Genomic DNA, 20,493 nt, shown 5'->3' on the forward strand with positions numbered 1-20,493 from the left:
GTTATTGGGTAATTAGTTACTGGTATTTTAGAAAGTTTTATTTCCTGTTTTCCTCATACCATTCCTTAAAACTCTGCTTTGGAGCGTCAGGCAATTCTCTTGCTTTTGCCCACGGATTCATGCTTTGGTTATGCGTAAGTCCATGCGGAAGCACTCGCAAGGCTCCACGAGCCAATTTCCCGCCCAAATCATACACTTTTGGCATCGAAAGCACTTTTGCCAAGCCTTTCATGCCCCATTTTTTGGCAGCAGGAAGTTCGTTCGCTTGACCAACAATTTGTCGCCATTTATAAAGTTGCACGTGAATATCAATTTTCACAGGGCAAACATCCGAACACGACCCACAAAGTGTAGAGGCAAAAGGCAAACTACTGTATTTATGCAAATCAATATTTGGCGAAAGAATGGCACCAATTGGGCCTGGAACTGTAAAGTCATAACTATGTCCGCCACTTCGGCGATAAACTGGGCAAGTATTCATGCAAGCTCCACAACGAATACACTTCAACGAATTTCTGAAATCAGCTCTACCAAGTTGTTGCGTTCGTCCATTATCCACAATTACGATGTGCATTTCTTTGCCTTCGGCTGGCTTTGTAAAATGTGATGTATAAGTCGTAATTGGCTGACCAGTAGCACTTCTGGCAAGCAATCGAGTATAAACTGATAAATGATGGAGCTTAGGAATCATTTTTTCGATACCCATACTCGCAATATGCACTTTTGCCAAATTTACGCCCAAATCGGCATTTCCTTCGTTGGTACAAACTACAAAACTACCAGTTTCGGCAATGGCAAAATTTACCCCTGTCAGAGCTACATCGGCTGCTACAAACTTTTCTCTGAGGTGCTGACGAGCCGCTTCGGTCAGAATTTGCGGGTCTTTTTCGCCTTTGGTTGTGCCTAAATGTTCATGAAAAGTTTCGCCTACATCTTCTTTTTTGAGGTGAATAGCGGGCATTACAATATGGCTCGGTGGTTCGTCACGAAACTGAATGATGCGTTCGCCCAAGTCAGTATCAACTACATCAATGTTATTTTTTTGCAAAAAAGCGTTCAAATGGCACTCTTCTGTAAGCATCGATTTGCTTTTCACCATTCGAGTATTTCGCCCCTCGACTTTGCAAGAACTTTTGATAATGTCCATCACAATTTGATTATGCTCGGCAGCATCGGCTGCCCAATGCACTTTTACGCCATTTTTTATGGCATTTTGCTCAAATTCGATGAGATAATTATCAAGATTGCTCAGCGTATGGTCTTTGATTTCGGACGCAAGTGTGCGTAAATCCTGAAATTCGGGAATTGGATAAACCGCTTTGTCTCGTTTCTGACGCACAAACCAAAGCGTTTCGTCGTGCCAAGTCGTACGCTCAAAATCTTTGTTGAAAGCTTCGGCTAATTCTGGGTGATTTTGGTGGTTCATGGTTGATTTCCGTTCAAAATTTCGGCTATGTGCATTACTTTTATTGGTGCGTTTTGGCGTTTTACGATGCCTTCGAGGTGCATCAAACATGATACATCTCCTCCTGTCAAAACCTTTGTGCCGTTGCGAAGGTGGTCAGAAATTCGGTCTTGTCCCATGCGTGCCGACACGGCTTCTTCGGCCACACAAAATGTTCCACCAAAGCCACAACATTCGTCGTTACGGTCGAGTTCGGTGAGTTCGATACCTTTTAGTTTACGTAATAATTTTGAGATTTGTCCATCTCGCACGCCAGTAATTTCGGAAGCATTGGCTTGGCGGAGTCCACGCTGACCGTGACAACTCAAATGTAATCCAACTTTGTGCGGAAAATCGACAGGAATTTCTTCTATTTTCAGCACATTTTCAATAAAATCGACTAATTCATAAACCGATTTTCTGACCTTCTGCACGGCTGGCGTTTGTTCGATAATATCATAATGTTTTTTGATGTGATACGTACAGCTTCCCGAAGGCGTAACGATGTAATCAAACTCGGCAAAGGTATCAACAAAGTGTGCATAAACGCCTTTTGAATCTTGTTCGCAGCCACTATTAGCCATTGGCTGCCCACAACAAGTTTGTTTCATCGGAAATGCGACTTCTACCCCCAATTTTTCGAGTAATTGAAGCGTAGCAATACCCACATTCGGATAAAACTGGTCGATATAACAAGGTATAAATAAGGCTACTTTCATTATTTAGTTTTATAAACCTTTAGTTTTCAATAACTAACATTTAGGCGTATTCAATTCTTTTTTACTTATCCATATTGGTTCTTGGTGTGGTTTTACAACTAACACATCAATCGGCCCGCCAACTGTTTTTTCTTTTTGCTGAAACCTCATAGTGTCGATTGTTGTTCGGACACCATAAACCGCAAAGTCGAGGGCATCTTGCAAAGTCATGAAATTCCAAGGAATTGAGTTGTTGCCTAACTCGACCCAATCTTCTCCACTTGGCATTTTGACAGTCAGAAGTAATCTTGAAAGTACCTCTGTTTCTCCTCCCCAGTTAGTGCCATGAAAAGTAGTTTCACCATCAAAATTTGACCTGTGATATACCTTTTCAGCAATATTGATTGAGTAAGTATGCGGAACAGACACGCCATCTTCTGTTTTATAGCCAACCAAATAAAAATAGGTTGCTGGATAATCAAATTTCTCTCCAAAAAACGAAATCAATAATTGCGGAATCTGGTCAATAGTGGTCTCAGCATCTATGTTTTCCTTTACAAATTGATTAATAAAACCACAAATATTAACCTCATTGACATAGACTGTACCAAAAACTCCAAGTCCAAACTTTTTGGCAATTAGGAATACTTTTTCGTAAGAATCCGATGTTGTTATCGAATTATATTGCTCGCCAGTTTGGGTTTTATCAGTCCAATTTAATGTAAGTCGACTGTCTCCAGCCAGCACAATTCCCTCAGCAACATAGACAGTTATTATTAATGACATTTATTTATGGTTTTAGTGGTTGTTTGTTGTTTTGAAAAATCCTCTATAATTCCTGCTGAAATTTTACACAGCGGAACATCAACGGTGTTCAACATGAATAGCCCCGATTTTCAATCGGGGAGAATAAATCAGAAAAGTATCTCCCTAACCCTAAAAGGGTTAAACTTAAATATGGCATTATGTTGTTCAACCCCTTTTCAGGGTTGATTTTGCTTCTTATTTCTTGACCCCGATTTTTCAATCGGGGCTATTCGAGTTTAACGCTTTCAGCGTTTTTCAATGCTATTTTAAAATTCTTAAAGTTCAGTTGTACTAAATTTCTAAACTAAGCACAACAGAAGTAACATTGGTTTCTCTATGTTTCTTTTTTTCATTAATATAGTAAAAAACTATAAAAGAAATGATAACACAAATCAAAACCCCTACAAAAGCCCATTTTTTGTTTTTTATACTTTTGAATAAAACAAAAAATAAAGAATGTACACCAAAGAACATAATTGAGAGAAATATATAAATGATATCTCCTCCATCTGAATTAAATGAGTAATAAGTAATAATGAATATTGCTATTATACCAATTAAGGTATTTGTAAATAAAGTTCTCATTTATTCTCTATTTCCCTCATTCATACCATCAAACCTACAACCCCGTAGCCACGCTAAAGCCTCTTTTATCAACCAAGCCACTTCTGATTTTTGCTCCACGGAAAGTGGCAATTGGGTCAATTGCTCCACCTGCTTGGCGACTTGCCTCCGCCACCAACGCTCTTGCATCGGTCAAGAAAGTATCACGCAATAATTCTTCGGCACGCAGCACATCGTTGTTTTCTTGAGCATCAGCCAATGCTACTCTATCAACCAAAAGTGCTTTTGCATAAGTCGTCAGAATCGCATTGACCGACTGTAACAAATCTTCGATTGGGTCTTTTGTGTTGTGGCTTGCATCAATCATCCATGCCAACGGCGGATTTTTTACGCTTGGGTCTTGCATTCCATCAACCAATTCGTTGAAAATCAAGAAGAATTGGTAAGGTTTAATACTTCCCGTTGTCAAATCATCATCGCCGTACATTGAGCCATTGAAGTGAAACCCACCGAGACGACCGAAGTGCATCAAGCGTCCAACAATTTGTTCGATGTTTGTGTTTGGCAAATGATGACCCAAATCTACCAAAACTTGGGCATTTTTTCCCACCGTTTGGCAAAGCGAATACGAAGTTCCCCAATCAGGAATCACCATTGAGTAGAAATGCGGCTCGTAAGGCTTGTATTCAATCAACATCGTCCAATCATCAGGCATTGATTTGTAAATACTTGATAATGAATCGCTTGTACGTTGATACGCACTTCTCAAATGCGATTGTCCAGGGAAGTTCGAGCCATCAGCCAACCAAACTGTAAGCACCTTAGAATCAAGCATTTTACCATATTCTACGCACTGAATATTGTGTTCGATGGCCAAATCACGCACCTCGCTTTTGGTGTGCGAAAGCGAGCCAAATTTATACGAATACGGTTGGTCTTTTTGGTCTTGAAAAGTATTGGAGTTTACCGAGTCAATCGTCAAATCATTGGCTTTCAATAATTGTTTGATAGCATTGGCATCCGATGGAATATCCCAAGGAATATGCAACGAAATCGAGTTTGATGAGCGATTTAGTTGGTGAATCAGACCTACATCTTCGATTTTTTCTTCTAAATTTCTTGGCTCGCCACCATTCGGAAAACGCCCGAAGCGAGTGCCACCCGTACCCAAAGCCCAACTCGGAATAGCTACTTGAAAAGCCTTAATTTTATCAATAATTGTTTGAATATCAATACCTTTACGGTCGAGGAGTTCTGTCAAATATGCCAATCTAAACTGGTGGTCGGCCTGTAATTTTTCGTTATGCTGTTGAATAATATCGTTACTGAGCATCTTCGTCAATGATTAATGTTGAATGATAAATGTTTAATTCGGTTCGACGTTTTACTAATTTTTTCAAAAAACAGACTGCAATTTTCTCTCAAAAAAACAATAAAACTATCCTGTACTTGCCTGTGTATTTTGTCCTTATTCCCCTTTAGGAGTTAGGGGTTTTCGATACTCTCTTGTCCAATTAATTGCTCCGAAAAGTGCAATTACACAAAAAATGGCATATAATAACGAGTATAACTTCACCTCTTTCACAAAATACATATAAGTGCTTATGATGTCAATGGCCAGCCACATCCACCACGCTTCAACTTTTTTTCTGATGAGTAGAAATGTAGCAAAAATACTCATGACAGTCGTGAACGAATCCATGTACGGAAAAGCACTTGGTTTGCTGAAAAGTTGCGGAATTAGCTCGCTCAAATTCTTGGCAAAGGTGCCGAGCAAATAAGTACAAACTAAGCCAACTGCCGAATAGACAGCAAACTGCTTCAAAGATAACTGACTGATTTTCAACTCATTTTTTAAGTTAGCTTCTTGCTCTTTCGGAAATTTCCATTGCCAAAAACCTATGATATTTGTAATGAAAAAGAACACCTGTAAAAACATATCGGGATAAAGCTGAATCTGATAAAACATCACAAATGCCAGCACGACATTTAGCAAGCCCAACACCCAACTCCACACATTTTCACGTACCGACAATATAACTGCCACCAAACCAGTAAGCGTTGCGTAAAATTCAAGGTAGCTCATTTTTACCCCTAAAAACTCAAAAAAGATATTATTGATGTCGAAGAAATTCATTTGCTTAGTTATTTCCCATTATTTGCTTACGATGCTCAAGTCCCCAATTTCGAAGTTCAGTTATCATTTTTTCGAGCGATTTCCCGTGTTCTGTAATCGCATACTCAACCGTTGGCGGAAAAGTATCGTGAACGGTTCGCTTTACTAATTGATTTACCTCCAAATCCTTCAATTCTTTCGATAACATTCTATCCGTAATGCCATTGATGTCTTTCGAGATTTGTTTAAATCGTTTTGCCCCGAAAGTTAATGAAAGAATTATTGGCAATTTCCATTTACCATTTAATATTTCTAAAGCATCTCGCACGGGTACAATCATTTTTGTACACTCTTCTGGGTTGTGTTGTTGCTTACATTCTGTCATAATTGTATCATTTTAGTATTACTACCCTCAATGATAGTGCTATACAAGAGTATAGTGCTATCAGATGTATAGCAAATATAAATAAGTTTGTGTCAGATTCTAAACTAAATTTTAAAATTCATGAAAAAAGACAAAATTATTTACTGGGTTACTACGGGGCTTTTCGGAGCTATGATGCTTTTTAGCGGGTATAGTTATTTTGCAAATCCGCAAATGGCAGAAGGATTTAAACACATGGGTTTCCCTGATTTCTTTCGTGTAGAATTAGGGGTTGCCAAAATAATCGGAGCATTGGTATTACTTATTCCGCAGATTCCGACCAAAATCAAAGAATGGGCTTATGCTGGCTTTATTATTACTTTAATTTCGGCGGCTATCACGCACATTAACGCTGGCGACCCTACTGCTAATGTAGTTACACCGCTCGTGATGTTAGTTATTTTGCTCGTTTCTAATTTTTACTTACCAAAAGCAAATACAGTCACTGCGTAATATCCCTTCAAACAAGCAAAAAGTGTCACCAAGTTTTTTCTTGATGACACTTTTTGTTTATATTCTTTAATACCAAAAAGGCATTAATCATTAACAATTCCTATCTAATCGCCAGGGGCAAATCTATGAAGAAAGTCGTGCCTCGGTCGGTTTCGGTTTCAAACCAAATGTTTCCACCTGCGTGTTCTACGCCCCTACGGGCCATTGCCAAGCCAAGTCCTGAGCCACCAACTTTGGTCGTAAAGTTTGGAATAAATACTCGCTGACGAATATTTTCTGGAATACCCGAGCCATTATCTTGTATTTCTATGATAGCAATGTTATCATCTTCGTTTCGGTACAATCGAAGATTAATAATCGCACGTTTTTCTTTCGGCACTGACTGTATCCCGTTGATAATCAGGTTCGTAATCACTCGACTCATAAACTGGCGGTCGCCCACAACCCACGCTTCTTTTTCTTTGATGTAGGCATTGAGCGAAATTCTTTCATCTTCAGCATACAAATCAGCCGATTTCTGAATCAACGGCACGAGGTCGAAAACCTCATTACGTGGTACAGGCATTTTGGCAAATTCTGAAAACGAATTGGCAATTTCGCTGATATTATCAATCTGCTCGGTCAGTGAGTTTAAGGCACGAGCAATGCGTTCTTTAGTTTTCGGATTATCAACCACAATCGTGCGTTGTAATTGCTGAATCGAAAGTTTCATTGGTGTCAGCGGATTCTTGATTTCGTGAGCCACTTGCTTCGCCATTTCTCGCCATGCGGTTTGTTTTTCACTCATCGACAACGCCACTTTACTTTCTTCCAATTTCTTCAACATTTTATTATACTCACGCATCAAAATACCAATTTCATCGTCCGAATTCCATTCTAAACGGTCGTTCAATTTATCCAAATTGGTCTTTTTCAACTTCTGAGCCACCATGCGTAGCGGATTTGTCAGAATATTCGAGGCGAAATACGATAAAATCAATAAAATCAAGAATAACCAAGCGAAAACGCTCAAAATCGAAGCCACAACATCAGTTACTTGTCGGTCGAGAGTTGGTTTGGCATCAAAAAACGGAATTCCGATTACACCAATTGGCTTGCTATCATGCCCTTTGATGCTCATGTAGGCGGTTTTGTAATTTAAACTTCCGAGCGATTCTGATAAAAGGGCTTCGTTTTCTTTTTCTTCTATAATTCTATGGTAGGCTTCTGGATTGATAAAATTCGATAACAAACCGTATTCATAAACCAACGGTCGGGTCGTTAAATCGAGCTTTCCATCGAGGCTATAAAAATTAATATCGAGCTTGGTATCACGAGCCAAATCATTGATTTCTTGCTCCAAAAATGCCCTACTCATGCGTTTTTGAATAAAACTTTCGAGCTGAAGCTGAACCGTTGAGGTAATATTTTTGGTGTTATCAAGGTAGCCTTTTTCTTGATTACTAATAAATGTAGAGTCGATAACGCTCAATGTAATGATAATGACCAACAATAGCGGTAACAAAAATGCAGCATTGATATAAAGCTGTATTTTGGTAGCGAAATTGACGTTAAGATTCTTCAAACCGTACCGAATCGCATACAAAATCATGACAACGATGATGAAAAGCACCGAAAGCAAAAACAAAAAAGAGAAATTAGAAAATAGGTTTCGCCATGCTTGGTATTTGGCCGAAATAACGATTTTTCGCCCGTTTTGACCGATTTTCCCGACGTGTTTGAAATCGTTTAGTTCAATACCTTTTTCGTAGAGCGTCGAATCCGACAAAACACTTACAGGTAATTTTCTTACGTAGTTATAGCTTCCCGAACTGAATATCAAGCGATTAGACTTGTCAAAAATGGCATAACTATAATTTTTCGTGTCGGGCGTTTGCGTGAATTTTTTATCCAGCAATAATTCAGGATAAACACTTTGGGCAAATTCATCACGGAGTTTTAAATCAAGTACAACGTACCCCACCAAACTCGCATTATCTTGAATCGGAATAAAAGCCAAATACTGTTTAATGAAGTTATTGCCTACATCATTGATAAAAAACACCGAAGGATTTGATGTTTTGTAAGAAGGCTGCTTGAAGGTTTCTTCATAAAAAGAAAGATTCTTTGAACCTTCGGTAATATCAAGCGAATTTCCGTTGCGGTCAAAGGCCAGCACTTCTGTATCGTAGCGGTCGAAGTACAAGTCAAGGTGCTTGCTCTTTACCAACTGCTGTGTTTGTTCTCGTGCGAGCGTTTGGCGAGTAATCGCCTGTCTGATTGCGGTATCCTGCCCTACGGTCTGAATTACTCTTGTCAGTAGGCCTTCGCCCAATAAATCGTTTTCGGCCAAATATTTTTGTCCAAAATTCTGCTTATCAAAATAGTCTTTTTTCTGTTCCTCTGCTCGAATCACATACATAGCAATCAAAGCAAACACAAAAGCTCCCGTAAAGAAGTAAATCGTGGTTTTATACTTGAAACTGTATAAAAAACGTGGGTATTTGTAGAGATAAACCAACAAAAAATATAAGCCTGTCAGTACATAAATCCACTTGAATTGCTCCAAAATAGTAATGATTATCAAGCCAATTACTAAGCCAATCAACCATTTTATGATGCCTTGTCTTGCATTTTTATTGAGTCTCAGAAACAAACTACTCAATAAGTGTATTACCAAAAAGAATATGACCGATAAAAGCAAATAAAAAACTAAGGTGGCTACCTTCAAAGCAGAGAATGAAATGCTCAGAGCAAGGTCGAGACTAAACTGCGATTTTTCGTAGATATTACAGAGATTTCGATAACAAACAAATGTAAAAAGTACCGAAAGTATCACCAACGTAACCGAAACAATATTTTGAAAAACCTTCGGGGCTTTAAATAATTTATAATAGAGCGTTGAACGATAAAAACTCTGCACCAAATAAACAACCAATATAAAAATAACGACTGAATTGAGCAACACATCGCCCAAAGACGGTGCTAACTCATTGACAGTCAGAAACTTAGGATTAAACAAACTCGACTCATAGAAAATAAACGGAATACTATTAGCGAGCATCACCAAACGCACAAAAAACAAATAGAACATCAATAAAATAAATGCTCGGCCAAACTGATGTTTTTTACGAAGTCGAGAAATCCAGATAATGATATAAACACCAAAAAGTAAAATACTGATAGCCAACAACAAAAGTGTGTTGGTCGGAATATTTGGTGAATTAATCTTTTCGATTTGAGGCGGAACCACCGTAAACAAAAACTTACCGTTTTCATCGTCAATGTTATAGAGACTTTTGCTACTCGGTATATTCGTTATTTCTTTAGGTTCAGTAATAAAAACCTCATGGTTGTAGCCATTCTTGAGGTAATCATTTTCGTTTCTAAACTTTCGGTAAAGATTTATCAACGAAAAAATTTCAATCTTACTGCCTTTAAAATTGAAGGTAGTCGAATTGGTGATATATTTACCGTTTTCGGTACTTAATAATTTTGCTTGTTCGCCTTTTGTTAATTGTTGATAATCAGGCACATAACGGTGGTCAGACCAGTAAACTAACTGGCCATTGCGGAAGATATAATACGGATAAACAGTAGGTGTTTCAAGACTCAAAAAGGCATTTCCTGAAGTTTTTTGATATTGCGTAGCAACGTTTACCAACTCCCCTTTAGATACCAATATTTTCGACTTCACCCTACTCCTAATCGAAGATATATAATGTTGCTCAGAAGCCCCGGGTGCATCTTTCTCAAAAATGAAAAAGTTTAGTGCGGCTCCTCCAAACAATACTACAGAAAGAATTAGGAAAATATGTTTTTTAAGAAACTCCAAAGCTTTTTTGATAAATTATTACCATTCTTATTCATCGAAAACCATGCCAAAGACAGTTGTAAAATTTATGATTTCGGATTTACGATTTTGGATTTACAAAAACCAGTAATAATTCTTTCTTCAGAACCCAAGCTAAGCTTTCGTTATCGTGAAGCCCATTCCCGAATCTGTCTCGGCGTAATCAATTTTTACCCCAATCAAATACATCAAATGACGCCTATCTATCAGCACCTTAACGCCCTCTACTTCGTAAAGTTCATCGTTTTCGGCAGCTTTATCAAGCCCCAAAAGGTATGTTGCCGAGCAGGCTCCGCCTTTCAAACCTACCCTCAGAGCATATCCTTCGGGAATCTGAGGAGAATTGAGCGTTTTTAATATTTCTGTTCGTGCTATTTCTGAAAATCTTACCATGTTGCAAATATATATGAAAATCCAAAGGAAGACTTCGCTTAAAGCGAAGTCTTCCTTTATTAATCGCAGTCTTCCTCAAAAAAATTTTGAACCCGTACACACTTAGCTTACTTTTGCAATGGACAAAATTGAAAAATATGCAAGCTATCGTCGAATTACTAAAAATATTGATTCCAGCAGCGGCCGTTCTATACGGAATGTATCTCACGATTCAAACTTTCCTACAAAAACAATTTGAGCAGAAAGAAGTAGAAATCAAACAAAAAACCATTGAGATAACCACGCCCATTCGCCTACAAGCCTACGAGCGTATGACACTCTTTTTGGAGCGAATCACTCCCGCCAATTTACTTATCAGACTTGGAAGCCCCGACATACAAGCCATTGATTATCAACGACTTTTATTACAAGAAATCAGAGAAGAGTTTAATCATAACCTTGCTCAGCAAATATATATTTCGCACGAATCTTGGGAGAAAATTCGTGGAGCAATGAACGATGTGGTAGCTCTGATTAATACATCAGCCGCCGAGGTTTCTTCTGATGCGACTTCGATTAATCTCTCAAAAAAAATCTTTGAAAAGGTAATCAACGAAAATCAGCAACCAACTGCCGATGCACTCAAGGCTCTGAAAGCCGAAGCCCAAAAGATGTTTTTGTGATAATTACTGCACATCTCCCAAAGTCTTATGAACCCGCTTTTTGCGGGTTCTTGCTTTAAAATCTTCCGATAAAACACTGATATTTCCATCAACTTCGAGCATCGCTAAGTTGACTTTCTCTATGCTATCAACACCGTGTTCTCTTACGGCGGCGTCTAATTCTTGCATCGTAAAGCCTGCTCTTCTCACATTTTGTTTCTGAATCTTGCCATTATAAATCAATACAATTGGCTCTCCTTCAATAAATTTTTCGATAGGCTTAAAACGAAAAATGAGTTTTTTCAGGATATAATTTATCACAAAGAGCGTTCCTGCTGCTACCAAACCACCCAAAAGCGAAGTATTTTCTCCAACCATTGCATTCTGTACAGCATTGCTTATCAGCAAAATAAACACCAAATCCACCACCGAAAGCTGAGATAATTCTTTCTTACCAAAAAGCCTAATAGCCACTACTATAAAAACATATACTGCACTTGCTCGCAGCATTAAATCAAAATATTCCGTCATTGTAGAAAAAGCTTTCATTATTTATCAAATATAAACTATCTTGAGTATAAATCAATCTCAATTTTTGGGGCTGCTTTGCTTGTTTAATGTTTTTTGATTAATATTGATATAAATTAACCTATTTTACGCAACCATTTAGCTAATAAGTACGTAATTACTCCATGGCGAATAATCTGCCAAATGAAACCCCTGAAGAACTCCTCTATAAAAGCGTGAGAGGCGACCGCAAGAGTCAAGAAAAACTCTATCGGCAGTTCTATGGGTTTGCTATGGGCGTATGTATGCGATATACTCAGAGCCGTGACGAAGCTCTGGAAATCGTAAATGATGGTTTCTTGAAGATTTTTACTAAAGGAGACCAATACGATTCAAAGTTTCCTTTTAAAGCGTGGTTTAGACGAATTATTGTCAATACCGCTTTGGATTTTTATCGGAGTCAGCAAAAACATTATTTCCACGAAAACATTGAAGAAGCTTACGAAGTTTCTTCAAATGATAGCAGTCCTCTAAGCCAACTCAATCACGAAGAAATCATCGGTCTTGTCCAACGGCTTCCGTCTGGATACAAGATGGTGTTTAATTTATTCGTTATTGATGGTTTTTCGCACGAGGAAATAAGTAATCAACTCGGAATCTCTGTTGGAACATCAAAATCAAACCTTTCACGGGCCCGAGAAGCTCTAAGAAAAATGATTTTGCTTGAAGAAAAGGCTGTACCAAGCCCAAACTTCAAGGACAATTAACCACTTTTTATTAAATGAACATAAACAAACATGAAATGTCAGATGACGAGTTAGACCATCTTTTCAGAGAATCAGCTGAAAGCATGGACTTTGACTTTGACCCTGACTCATGGACAAAAATGAGCCAAAAGCTTGATGCGGTTGCACTGCCGCCATCGAGTGGCCGAGGTGCAAGCCCTTGGCCCAAGCGAAGTTTGTTACTATTGATTGGTTTATTAGTTTTCGTTGGAGGGTATTATTCATTAAAATCTTCAACAAACCAATCGGGCGAAGCTACGGATAGTGCCACCCAAGCTTCTAAAAATGAAACGACAAATACTGATTCAAAAAAATATGTAGTAACAGACAAAGTAGATACAGACAATTTAAGTAAAAACGAAACTACAAAAGCTGAAGAAAATAAAACCAATAATGAAATAGCCGAAAATACGCCAACAACCAATAAAGAAAATAGAACAAAGAACAAAATTTCAACACCGACAACCGAAAATGCTGAAAGTTTTGAGAAAAAGAAAATTGTTGATAAAACGATTGTAACTGAGAAATCTATTTCTAAAAACTCTGTTGTGAATACGAAAAATCGCACAGCATTGACTAAGAAGTCTTACAAAGAAATTTCAACAAGAAATAGTAGCTCTTCGGTGGTTGTTGAGAGAAAATTAGTAGAAAAATCGGAGAAAAACAATGTTAATTCGGCTGAAAAAGAGATGTACTCAAGGAATAATGCTGAGGTAATAAAAACGAAGGAAACGAAAAGTCGAAAACGCAGTACAGAAAATATTCCTTCCTCAAATACTAATGAAGGTATAAATACTTTGGCACAAGGCAACAGCATTCTGAATAATGGTGCAACTCAACTATCCAATGCTCCGACGGGGTCTATTATCGAAGAAAACCGTTTAGCTCTTAAAAATCTTGATTTACTTGCACCAAAAGGTACATTTATCAAGTCGAGTATAACTTTACCAATAGTTGCGTTTGAAAATCCGCAAACACAAGCACCCATTATTCCCAAAAGTACATCACAGTCATTCAAAAAAGGCTTATATCTCAGAGTTGGAATTTCACCAGATGTGAGCTTTGTCACGAGTGACGAACTCACCAAGTTTGGTAGCAATTCAGCTATACTTTTGGAGTATCGGTTAAATAAACGATTGAGTGTACAAAGTGGCGTACTTCGCTCAATGAAGTATTACGATGCTTATCCAGAATCGTACGAATGGCCTTATAACTGGCCTTCACCACCAAAACTTATTGACATTAATGCCACTTGTAAAATGCTCGATATTCCGCTTAATATCAGATATGACCTTAGCCAAAAGCCACTTTCTCGTTGGTTTGTAAGTTTCGGAGCTACGAATTACGTCATGCTTAATGAAAAGTATGTTTATAACTACGAAAACCCCAACGACCCTAAAATCAAGTGGAAAATGTGGCAAGGCAAAACTGGAGCTTATTATTTTGGTGTATTGAATTTCTCTGTGGGTTACGAATATCAACTATTCCGCAAACTGAGCATTCAAGCCGAACCGTTTTTCAAAATGCCAATCGCACAAGTTGGCTTCGGACATGTTAAATTATCGTCGCTGGGCTTATTAGTTTCAGCCAAATATCCGATTTTTACTAACAAATAAAGTTTTGATTTTTCGGTATAGTTTTTGCAATTTAGTGTCGTTATAGACCTTCTATAATAATCATTTAAGCAAAATCGTTTTAAGATAAAAATCAATAAAATGAAAAAAATATACCTTTTTATAGCATTAATTAGTCTGTCAGGCGGCGTTTTTGCCCAACAAAAGACTGCTTCGGCAAAAAAAGAAGTTGAGTGGCTCACGATTCAAGAAGCATACGCACGCACCCAAAAAGAACCTCGCAAAACAATAGTTGATGTTTATACGGCGTGGTGTGGTTGGTGCAAAGTTATGGATAGAGAAACCTACACAAACCCCGAAGTGATTGACTATCTGAATAAGAATTTTTATATGGTAAAACTCGACGCTGAGTCGAAACAAGATATAATAATTGGCAATACAAAATACATTTTTGATGCCAACAGTGGTGCAAATCAAGCAGCGATTGCTCTTTTACAAGGAAAAATGAGTTATCCTACTACTGTGTTTTTAGACGCTCAGTATAATATGATTCAACCATTGCCAGGGTACTTGAATGCTAAGGCATTTCATGAAATAGTGACTTATTTAGGCGGAGATTATAACAAAAAAGAGCCCTTTGAGCAATATAAAGTAGGTACCTACAAAGAAGTATTTAAGAATGCTCTACCGAAACTTTAATTGATTTTGACATATAATAATTAGCCCAACTTTCGATTCAGAAAGTTGGGCTTTTATATTGTTTCATGGCCTACATCATTTGTCTGAATGTGGCAGCGGGAAAATGAACTTTGTTCACAGCAAGCAATGTTAAGCCTTTTTTTTAGTTTCATGGCTGATTTCTAATCAGCAAGAGTTATTTTAGGTTCACCTGAGACTTTACAAAAGTTTGGATTTAGTACTTTATTTGTTCTTTCATGGCTTAACAAAGCATAATGCAAATTTAGGCTCTAAAACGCATACCAGAACAGCGTAAAAATACCTGTTTTAGCAAGTATTTTTACGCATTTTTAGTTTTGCATCAATACCTATTTAGATTTTTCGCCTTAGAAGAATAATATCCTCATCCATGTAAGGCCACATGGTTAGCCCGATAAGAGGGTCTTCAACAAAAACTCCTCCATTAGGGATATTCCAATCTATTGCTTTGGGGCTGTTTGGTTCAATGATTTCTAAGATGACAGTTTGGTATTTCTGTGAATCATGATGAGTAATTTCTACTACGTCACCCAACCTCACCTCTTTTCCATTTAAGTAGTTCATTTATTGCGGCTTACTACAAAATCGGCCTCTTGTACTAATCCTTCGGGCGACATCATTCCTTCAATTCGGTGAATAACTTTTCCTTCTGGACTAATAAATAAATAAGTAGGATACGAATCTACTCTATAAATAATGCCGACGTTAACCCCTTCAAAAGAATCACCATCTACTTTATAATTCAAGAAGGTTTTATTGAACTTCTCAGCCACACGAGTATCAATAAAAGTATTTTCATCCATCCACTTACAAGGCCCACACCATGTTGTATATACATCGACAAACAAGATTTTTTTCTGACTTTTTGCTTGAGCCAGCATCTGTTCCATTGTTTTATCGTTGTTTTTTACGAAACTTATTTGTTTTACATTTCCTCTACCACAGGCATACACCAATACAATGAGACACACGATGCTCACTGCTAAAATCATTTTTTTCATTAATAATGCTATTGTTTGCATAATGTCAATCACAAAATCCTTGCCTTTTTTGGGGTTACTGGAAAAATTAGTTATTGGTTATTGGAAAATCCGTGTTCCACCAAAATCAACTTCGCTTAATATCTTTCAGTGTTTGTTGTAAATCTTTTGTATCGCCGCCCTCTTTTTTAGCCAATTTAATGGCTCTCTTCTCTGCCTTGATTGCTTCTTTTTTTCTACCAAGCTTACTTAGCAAATTAGCATAGGTATCCAAATTGGCTGGCGATTCTACCAATTCTATTGCCCGCTCCGACCATTTTAGTGCTTCCTCTAAATCTTTCGGAGTGTTTATCATCTGTACGTAACCCCAAGCATATTCGTTGAGTTGAAATGAAGTTATTTTTTGAGCGTTATCAGTTAAATTATCTAAAATCATCTTGAACTGGGGCGTAGATTCATCTATGTTTTTTGCTTTTGCCCCTTCTTTAAAGTTAATGATTTTCATTTGGGTTTCGGCAACTAAGTCCTCTGATGTCTTGGCCATCAATTTTGCGGACTCTTTAGTGGCAATTTTCTTGAAATTATCTCCATCTCTTGTAATCTTGGCATATTCTAAGCGGAACTGTTTTTCTTCGGCCTCGAACCCCGCTTCGCTATATGAAGTGGCTCTCACGGCATCAATCAGCCTTTCGAGCAATGCTTTATCTCGGCTATCAACAGCTTTCTTGAATGTATTTCTTTTGGCTTTTGAAATACCATTCAATACATATTTTTGCTGTGAAGTTGTCATGTTTAGATACCTATCTAAGGCATCTCGCAAAATCACAAAAGCTTTCGATTCTATCGTTCCGATATTTTCGGAAATGAGAGCCAGCACTTTCTCTGTTTTGTACAGCGACGTTGGTATTGCGGTCAAATATTCATCTAATAAGGCCGAACTCTCGCTCCCATTGAGGCTTTTTCGTTTCATGTACTCGTACAGAAAATCAGCATCTCGCTTACCTTCTTTAAATTCTTTTTCCAGTTCGACCGATGATTTATAGCTTTTTCCTGCCACAAGGGCTTTTTCTGACTCATTAATAAATTTATCGGCTGACATCGCCCCTATCGAACGATAAACCAATTCGCCACCAGCATTTACAAAAAGATAAGTTGGATAGGCAGTAATCGCATACGTTTTGGCCAATTCGATGCCTTCTCCTTTTTCGGCATCAATCTTATAATTGATAAACGATTCATTAAATTTTTCACCAACACTGGGGTCAGTAAAAACCTTCGCCGACATAGTTTTGCAAGGCCCACACCAAGTTGTGTAAATATCAATAAAGATGAGTTTATTTTGTTTTCTGGCTTCACTCAAAATATTAGCCCATGAGCCTTCGGTAAACTTAATGCCTTTATCATCAGCCGCATACGACGAAAAAGATAGTATTATCAGTAAGTATAAGATTTTATTCATCGCTTTGTGTATAAGTAAATTTTTGAATATCTTTTTGAAGGCTCTTTTATAGTGTGGACTAATTAAATTTCAAGCAAAAATCATACGAATATCTACATTCCAAAAAAACTTCTACTATTTTTAGGAATATTTTCTTTTGAATTTTGTTTACTATTTGTGGGGCGAGCCGAACGACGGCCGTATCCTATTCACCCGTGAAGCGGAAAGATTTTACATTACTTCATGACAACAACCATTATTGAAAATAAAAATTCTCGTCAAGACCTTTGGAATTCGGCAAAAAACTTGGCTTTTCCAACTGCTATTTGGCGTTTGCCTCGACAAACTGAAAAACATTTTCTGACATCGTTTGGCGAAATACCTCAACAATCAAAAATAGATTTTGAAGAACTTGGTGCTGGCTTTGCTTTTTCGCCTTTTGTTAACCCTGATGGAAATAAAACTTTCTTTCTGAAAGCCGATTTACACTATATCTTCAATACTAACGGGCCAACTCAAAACGAATTAATCAAAGAAGTTATTACACCTTCATCGCTCAATCCTCATTTTGTTGAGTTGATGAATGGTATTCATGATAAACCTGCTGTAAACGGAGTAAAAAATGTAGATATTAAGCAAACCTCAAAGCAGGATTTTATAGATTTAGTAGAAAAAGGCATCGCCGAAATAGAGAACGGAGTATTTCAGAAAGTGGTTCTTTCTCGTACTAAACAAATAATATTACCTGCCGATTTTGATATCATCAGCATATTCGATAAACTCTGCGAAACTTATACCTCGGCTTTTGTTTCGGCAGTTTCATTGCCACATTTAGGTGTTGTTTGGATAGGTGCTTCGCCCGAAACACTTGTGAGTCAAAATTCAAAAGGTATTTTCCGCACGATGGCTTTGGCAGGCACTCAATCGGCCTATGATGCAGATGGAAATTTAATAAAACCCTCAGAAGCTCTATGGCGACAAAAAGAAATCGAAGAACAGTCGTTTGTGACGAGGTATATCATCAATTGCCTAAAAAAGATAAGGGTGAGAGAGTTTGAGGAAGAAGGCCCAAAGACAGTTATTGCAGGAAATTTGATGCACCTACGCACCGATATTATTATTGATACAGTAGCTATCAATTTTCCGCAACTGGCAACCGTCATGCTTGATTTATTGCACCCAACTTCAGCCGTCTGTGGAATGCCTAAAATACCCGCAACGGAGTTTATTTTGGCTAATGAAGGTTATGACCGTGAGTTTTATAGTGGCTTCTTAGGGCCAGTAAATATGCAATCGAGCGAAGGGCAAGCAGAATCTCATATTTTTGTAAATTTACGTACAATGAAATTGCAAGAAAATATAGCTACGCTTTACGCTGGTTGCGGAATAACAGCCGACTCAAGCCCCGAAAAAGAATGGAACGAGACTGAGATGAAAACCCAAACGCTGGGGAAAGTTCTGAATGCTGAGTTTTGAGTTCTGAGTGTTTGTTCAGCAAAAAACTTCGCGAAGAAAACTCAGAACTCAGAACTATTCAATACGAAGTCAATCTAAAATATTTCGGATAACGAGTAAATCTCAGACCCACCGTAAAATCAAGTCGGCTCAAGTCGATGGGTGTAGCTAAGTTTATCGCACCGCCACCTGCACCAAAATCTAATGCACGCATTTTACCGTAGCTATAACCTGCTTCCAAGCTCAAAATAATATCACGTCCCGTAATATCGTTGCCGAGTAAGAAATCAATCCCAAGTGTTGCTGATGCACCAAAATCCATTCCTTTAAATGTATAATTAGCATCATTATAAGAGCCTTTATCTTTATAGAAATAAACTCCAGGCGAAACTCCCAAAACTACCATTGTTTTGAAATCAATATTCTTACGATAGTAAAAAACTGGACCAACGTATTTAATCGAACGTTTATTTGAGATACTTCCCGAATCAGGTTTATTCAAAATCTCGTTACGAAAAGCTATATTCTCTGCTTTATTATTAGCCTGAAAATTATTAAACATCAAGCCAAAACCTATATTATCTCCTGGGAAATAAGCCACATCAGCACCCCAAGTAAACCCTCGAAGAAGTTTTTCTTGATATAAACCATAAGCATTTGTAGTAGGAATTTTGGCCAACATATTTCCAAAACCACCCTTTGCCCCTACTCTCCATTTCAAAAAGTTACTAAACTCGTTATCTGCCTTTGGAGCAGCCAATGGAGCAACTGCTTTCTCTTCTTTTTTGGCAATTACTTCTTCTTTTTTAGGCTTTGTTTCCTCTTTCTTTGTTACCACTTTTTTATCATTATCGGTAGCTTTTGGTTTATCTGCAACTTTTTCTGCTTCTTTTTTAGAAGACGACTCCTTAGCAGTAGCTTTTTCATCTGATTCTGCTACATCATTTGCTTTCTTATCATTTTTCTTCGACTCACTCTTTGCTTTGGTAGGTTCGCTCTTGCGAGTATCTACACGCTGAGTTGTGGTGGCATTTTCTTCTCTCGCTCCACCTAAACCTTCAGGCATTTTATTTCCCTTGGTCACGATGTCGCTCGGATAGAAATTATATTTAAAATCTGATACTAAATTTTTGAAGATTTCATTTCGTAAAACTTTACCCGATGGAGAAAGGTACGCATACACAAAACGGTTGGGCGTTTCATCTAAAATTCGACAGCGAATTTTCTCACCTGCTTGGGTCGTAATCTGGTCACGCTGTCCAAATGATTGGGTAATCGAAAAACCAAAAACTAAAAAAAGTACAATTATTACTTTGTTTAGTTTAGTATTAAAAATATGATTTTTTGAGGAAAGAATCTCCTCTTTCAAATCAGGTTCGCTTCTCCATAAAAGCTGGGTTGCGAGAAGTTTATTAACTTTCAGATGAAAATTACGAGTAAAGTCAAACATTTTTTCCATGATTATATTTATTTCACTTGCGTAATAGTGCAAAAATGATACCGAAAAAAACAATGCACTATTAAGGCCTATTAAATATCTGAATATCAGATATTTACAATTTTAAAATTGAACAAAACTACTGGTACAGTTTTTGTCCAATATTCTGTATAAAACGATGAAAACGAAATTTCATTTGGATTATTAACAAACCGTTAACTATTTTT

Annotated in this window: 20 protein-coding genes; 6 read left to right on the forward strand and 14 right to left on the reverse strand. The window is 37.6% G+C overall.

The window, feature by feature from the left end:
* Positions 1 to 37: 37 nt before the first annotated feature.
* The 7 genes from IEX65_RS14740 to IEX65_RS14770 form a co-directional block, all read right to left on the reverse strand.
* Positions 38 to 1,426, reverse strand: coding sequence for a lactate utilization protein B (locus IEX65_RS14740; protein WP_188766845.1), 1,389 nt, complete (start codon positions 1,424 to 1,426; stop codon positions 38 to 40).
* Positions 1,423 to 2,163 carry a (Fe-S)-binding protein gene (locus IEX65_RS14745; RefSeq protein WP_188766846.1) on the reverse strand — a complete coding sequence of 247 codons (741 nt, stop codon included), beginning with the start codon at positions 2,161 to 2,163 and terminating at the stop codon, positions 1,423 to 1,425. The genes IEX65_RS14740 and IEX65_RS14745 overlap by 4 nt, the downstream gene beginning before the upstream one ends.
* 33 nt (positions 2,164 to 2,196) lie before the next feature.
* Positions 2,197 to 2,928, reverse strand: a complete 732-nt coding sequence (locus IEX65_RS14750; RefSeq protein ID WP_188766847.1) for a hypothetical protein — start codon at positions 2,926 to 2,928, stop codon at positions 2,197 to 2,199.
* 312 nt (positions 2,929 to 3,240) lie between these two features.
* On the reverse strand, positions 3,241 to 3,534 hold the full coding sequence (locus IEX65_RS14755) for a hypothetical protein (RefSeq protein ID WP_188766848.1): 294 nt from the start codon (positions 3,532 to 3,534) through the stop codon (positions 3,241 to 3,243).
* Between the two features lie 34 nt (positions 3,535 to 3,568).
* Positions 3,569 to 4,846 (reverse strand): sugar isomerase, encoded by a 1,278-nt coding sequence (locus IEX65_RS14760; protein ID WP_188766849.1) that lies wholly within the window; start codon positions 4,844 to 4,846, stop codon positions 3,569 to 3,571.
* 135 nt (positions 4,847 to 4,981) lie between these two features.
* On the reverse strand, positions 4,982 to 5,650 hold the full coding sequence (pnuC, locus tag IEX65_RS14765; protein ID WP_188766850.1) for a nicotinamide riboside transporter PnuC: 669 nt from the start codon (positions 5,648 to 5,650) through the stop codon (positions 4,982 to 4,984).
* Between the two features lie 4 nt (positions 5,651 to 5,654).
* Entirely contained in the window at positions 5,655 to 6,014 is a 360-nt protein-coding gene (locus IEX65_RS14770) for a winged helix-turn-helix transcriptional regulator (protein WP_188766851.1), read from the reverse strand.
* A 120-nt stretch (positions 6,015 to 6,134) separates the two neighbouring features.
* On the opposite strand from IEX65_RS14770, the gene IEX65_RS14775 reads away from it, so the two are divergent.
* Positions 6,135 to 6,506 carry a DoxX family protein gene (locus IEX65_RS14775; RefSeq protein ID WP_188766852.1) on the forward strand — a complete coding sequence of 124 codons (372 nt, stop codon included), beginning with the start codon at positions 6,135 to 6,137 and terminating at the stop codon, positions 6,504 to 6,506.
* 100 nt (positions 6,507 to 6,606) lie between these two features.
* Here the strand turns inward: IEX65_RS14775 and IEX65_RS14780 are convergent, their stop codons facing one another.
* A complete protein-coding gene (locus IEX65_RS14780) occupies positions 6,607 to 10,320 on the reverse strand; it encodes a sensor histidine kinase (RefSeq protein WP_188766853.1) in 3,714 nt (1,237 codons plus the stop codon).
* Positions 10,321 to 10,452: 132 nt separating this feature from the next.
* Complete coding sequence (locus IEX65_RS14785; protein ID WP_188766854.1) at positions 10,453 to 10,731, reverse strand: HesB/IscA family protein; 279 nt, start codon at positions 10,729 to 10,731, stop codon at positions 10,453 to 10,455.
* A 137-nt stretch (positions 10,732 to 10,868) separates the two neighbouring features.
* Here IEX65_RS14785 and IEX65_RS14790 point away from each other — a divergent pair, with 137 nt between their 5' ends.
* Complete coding sequence (locus IEX65_RS14790; protein ID WP_188766855.1) at positions 10,869 to 11,393, forward strand: DUF7935 family protein; 525 nt, start codon at positions 10,869 to 10,871, stop codon at positions 11,391 to 11,393.
* A gap of 3 nt (positions 11,394 to 11,396) precedes the next feature.
* On the opposite strand, the gene IEX65_RS14795 is transcribed toward IEX65_RS14790, so the two are convergent.
* Positions 11,397 to 11,921, reverse strand: a complete 525-nt coding sequence (locus tag IEX65_RS14795; protein ID WP_229250689.1) for a DUF421 domain-containing protein — start codon at positions 11,919 to 11,921, stop codon at positions 11,397 to 11,399.
* A 143-nt stretch (positions 11,922 to 12,064) separates the two neighbouring features.
* Here IEX65_RS14795 and IEX65_RS14800 point away from each other — a divergent pair, with 143 nt between their 5' ends.
* The 3 genes from IEX65_RS14800 to IEX65_RS14810 all read left to right on the forward strand — a co-directional run bounded on the left by IEX65_RS14800 (position 12,065) and on the right by IEX65_RS14810 (position 14,937).
* Positions 12,065 to 12,646 (forward strand): RNA polymerase sigma factor, encoded by a 582-nt coding sequence (locus IEX65_RS14800; RefSeq protein WP_188766856.1) that lies wholly within the window; start codon positions 12,065 to 12,067, stop codon positions 12,644 to 12,646.
* 14 nt (positions 12,647 to 12,660) lie between these two features.
* Complete coding sequence (locus tag IEX65_RS14805; protein WP_188766857.1) at positions 12,661 to 14,280, forward strand: porin family protein; 1,620 nt, start codon at positions 12,661 to 12,663, stop codon at positions 14,278 to 14,280.
* Between the two features lie 99 nt (positions 14,281 to 14,379).
* Positions 14,380 to 14,937 carry a thioredoxin family protein gene (locus tag IEX65_RS14810; RefSeq protein ID WP_188766858.1) on the forward strand — a complete coding sequence of 186 codons (558 nt, stop codon included), beginning with the start codon at positions 14,380 to 14,382 and terminating at the stop codon, positions 14,935 to 14,937.
* A gap of 351 nt (positions 14,938 to 15,288) precedes the next feature.
* Here the strand turns inward: IEX65_RS14810 and IEX65_RS14815 are convergent, their stop codons facing one another.
* The 3 genes from IEX65_RS14815 to IEX65_RS14825 all read right to left on the reverse strand — a co-directional run bounded on the left by IEX65_RS14815 (position 15,289) and on the right by IEX65_RS14825 (position 17,394).
* A complete protein-coding gene (locus IEX65_RS14815; RefSeq protein WP_188766859.1) occupies positions 15,289 to 15,519 on the reverse strand; it encodes a hypothetical protein in 231 nt (76 codons plus the stop codon).
* The gene (locus IEX65_RS14820; RefSeq protein ID WP_188766860.1) at positions 15,516 to 15,956 is read right to left on the reverse strand and encodes a thioredoxin family protein; all 441 of its coding nucleotides are present in this window, start codon (positions 15,954 to 15,956) and stop codon (positions 15,516 to 15,518) included. The genes IEX65_RS14815 and IEX65_RS14820 overlap by 4 nt, the downstream gene beginning before the upstream one ends.
* A 106-nt stretch (positions 15,957 to 16,062) precedes the next feature.
* Complete coding sequence (locus IEX65_RS14825; RefSeq protein ID WP_188766861.1) at positions 16,063 to 17,394, reverse strand: thioredoxin family protein; 1,332 nt, start codon at positions 17,392 to 17,394, stop codon at positions 16,063 to 16,065.
* A gap of 222 nt (positions 17,395 to 17,616) precedes the next feature.
* On the opposite strand from IEX65_RS14825, the gene IEX65_RS14830 reads away from it, so the two are divergent.
* Positions 17,617 to 18,849: a chorismate-binding protein gene (locus tag IEX65_RS14830; protein ID WP_188766862.1), complete on the forward strand. Its 1,233-nt coding sequence runs from the start codon at positions 17,617 to 17,619 to the stop codon at positions 18,847 to 18,849.
* A gap of 58 nt (positions 18,850 to 18,907) precedes the next feature.
* On the opposite strand, the gene IEX65_RS14835 is transcribed toward IEX65_RS14830, so the two are convergent.
* Positions 18,908 to 20,287: a hypothetical protein gene (locus IEX65_RS14835; protein WP_188766863.1), complete on the reverse strand. Its 1,380-nt coding sequence runs from the start codon at positions 20,285 to 20,287 to the stop codon at positions 18,908 to 18,910.
* Positions 20,288 to 20,493 lie beyond the last annotated feature (206 nt).

The organism is Emticicia aquatilis, from assembly GCF_014644295.1.
Classification (GTDB): Bacteria; Bacteroidota; Bacteroidia; order Cytophagales; family Spirosomataceae; genus Emticicia; species Emticicia aquatilis.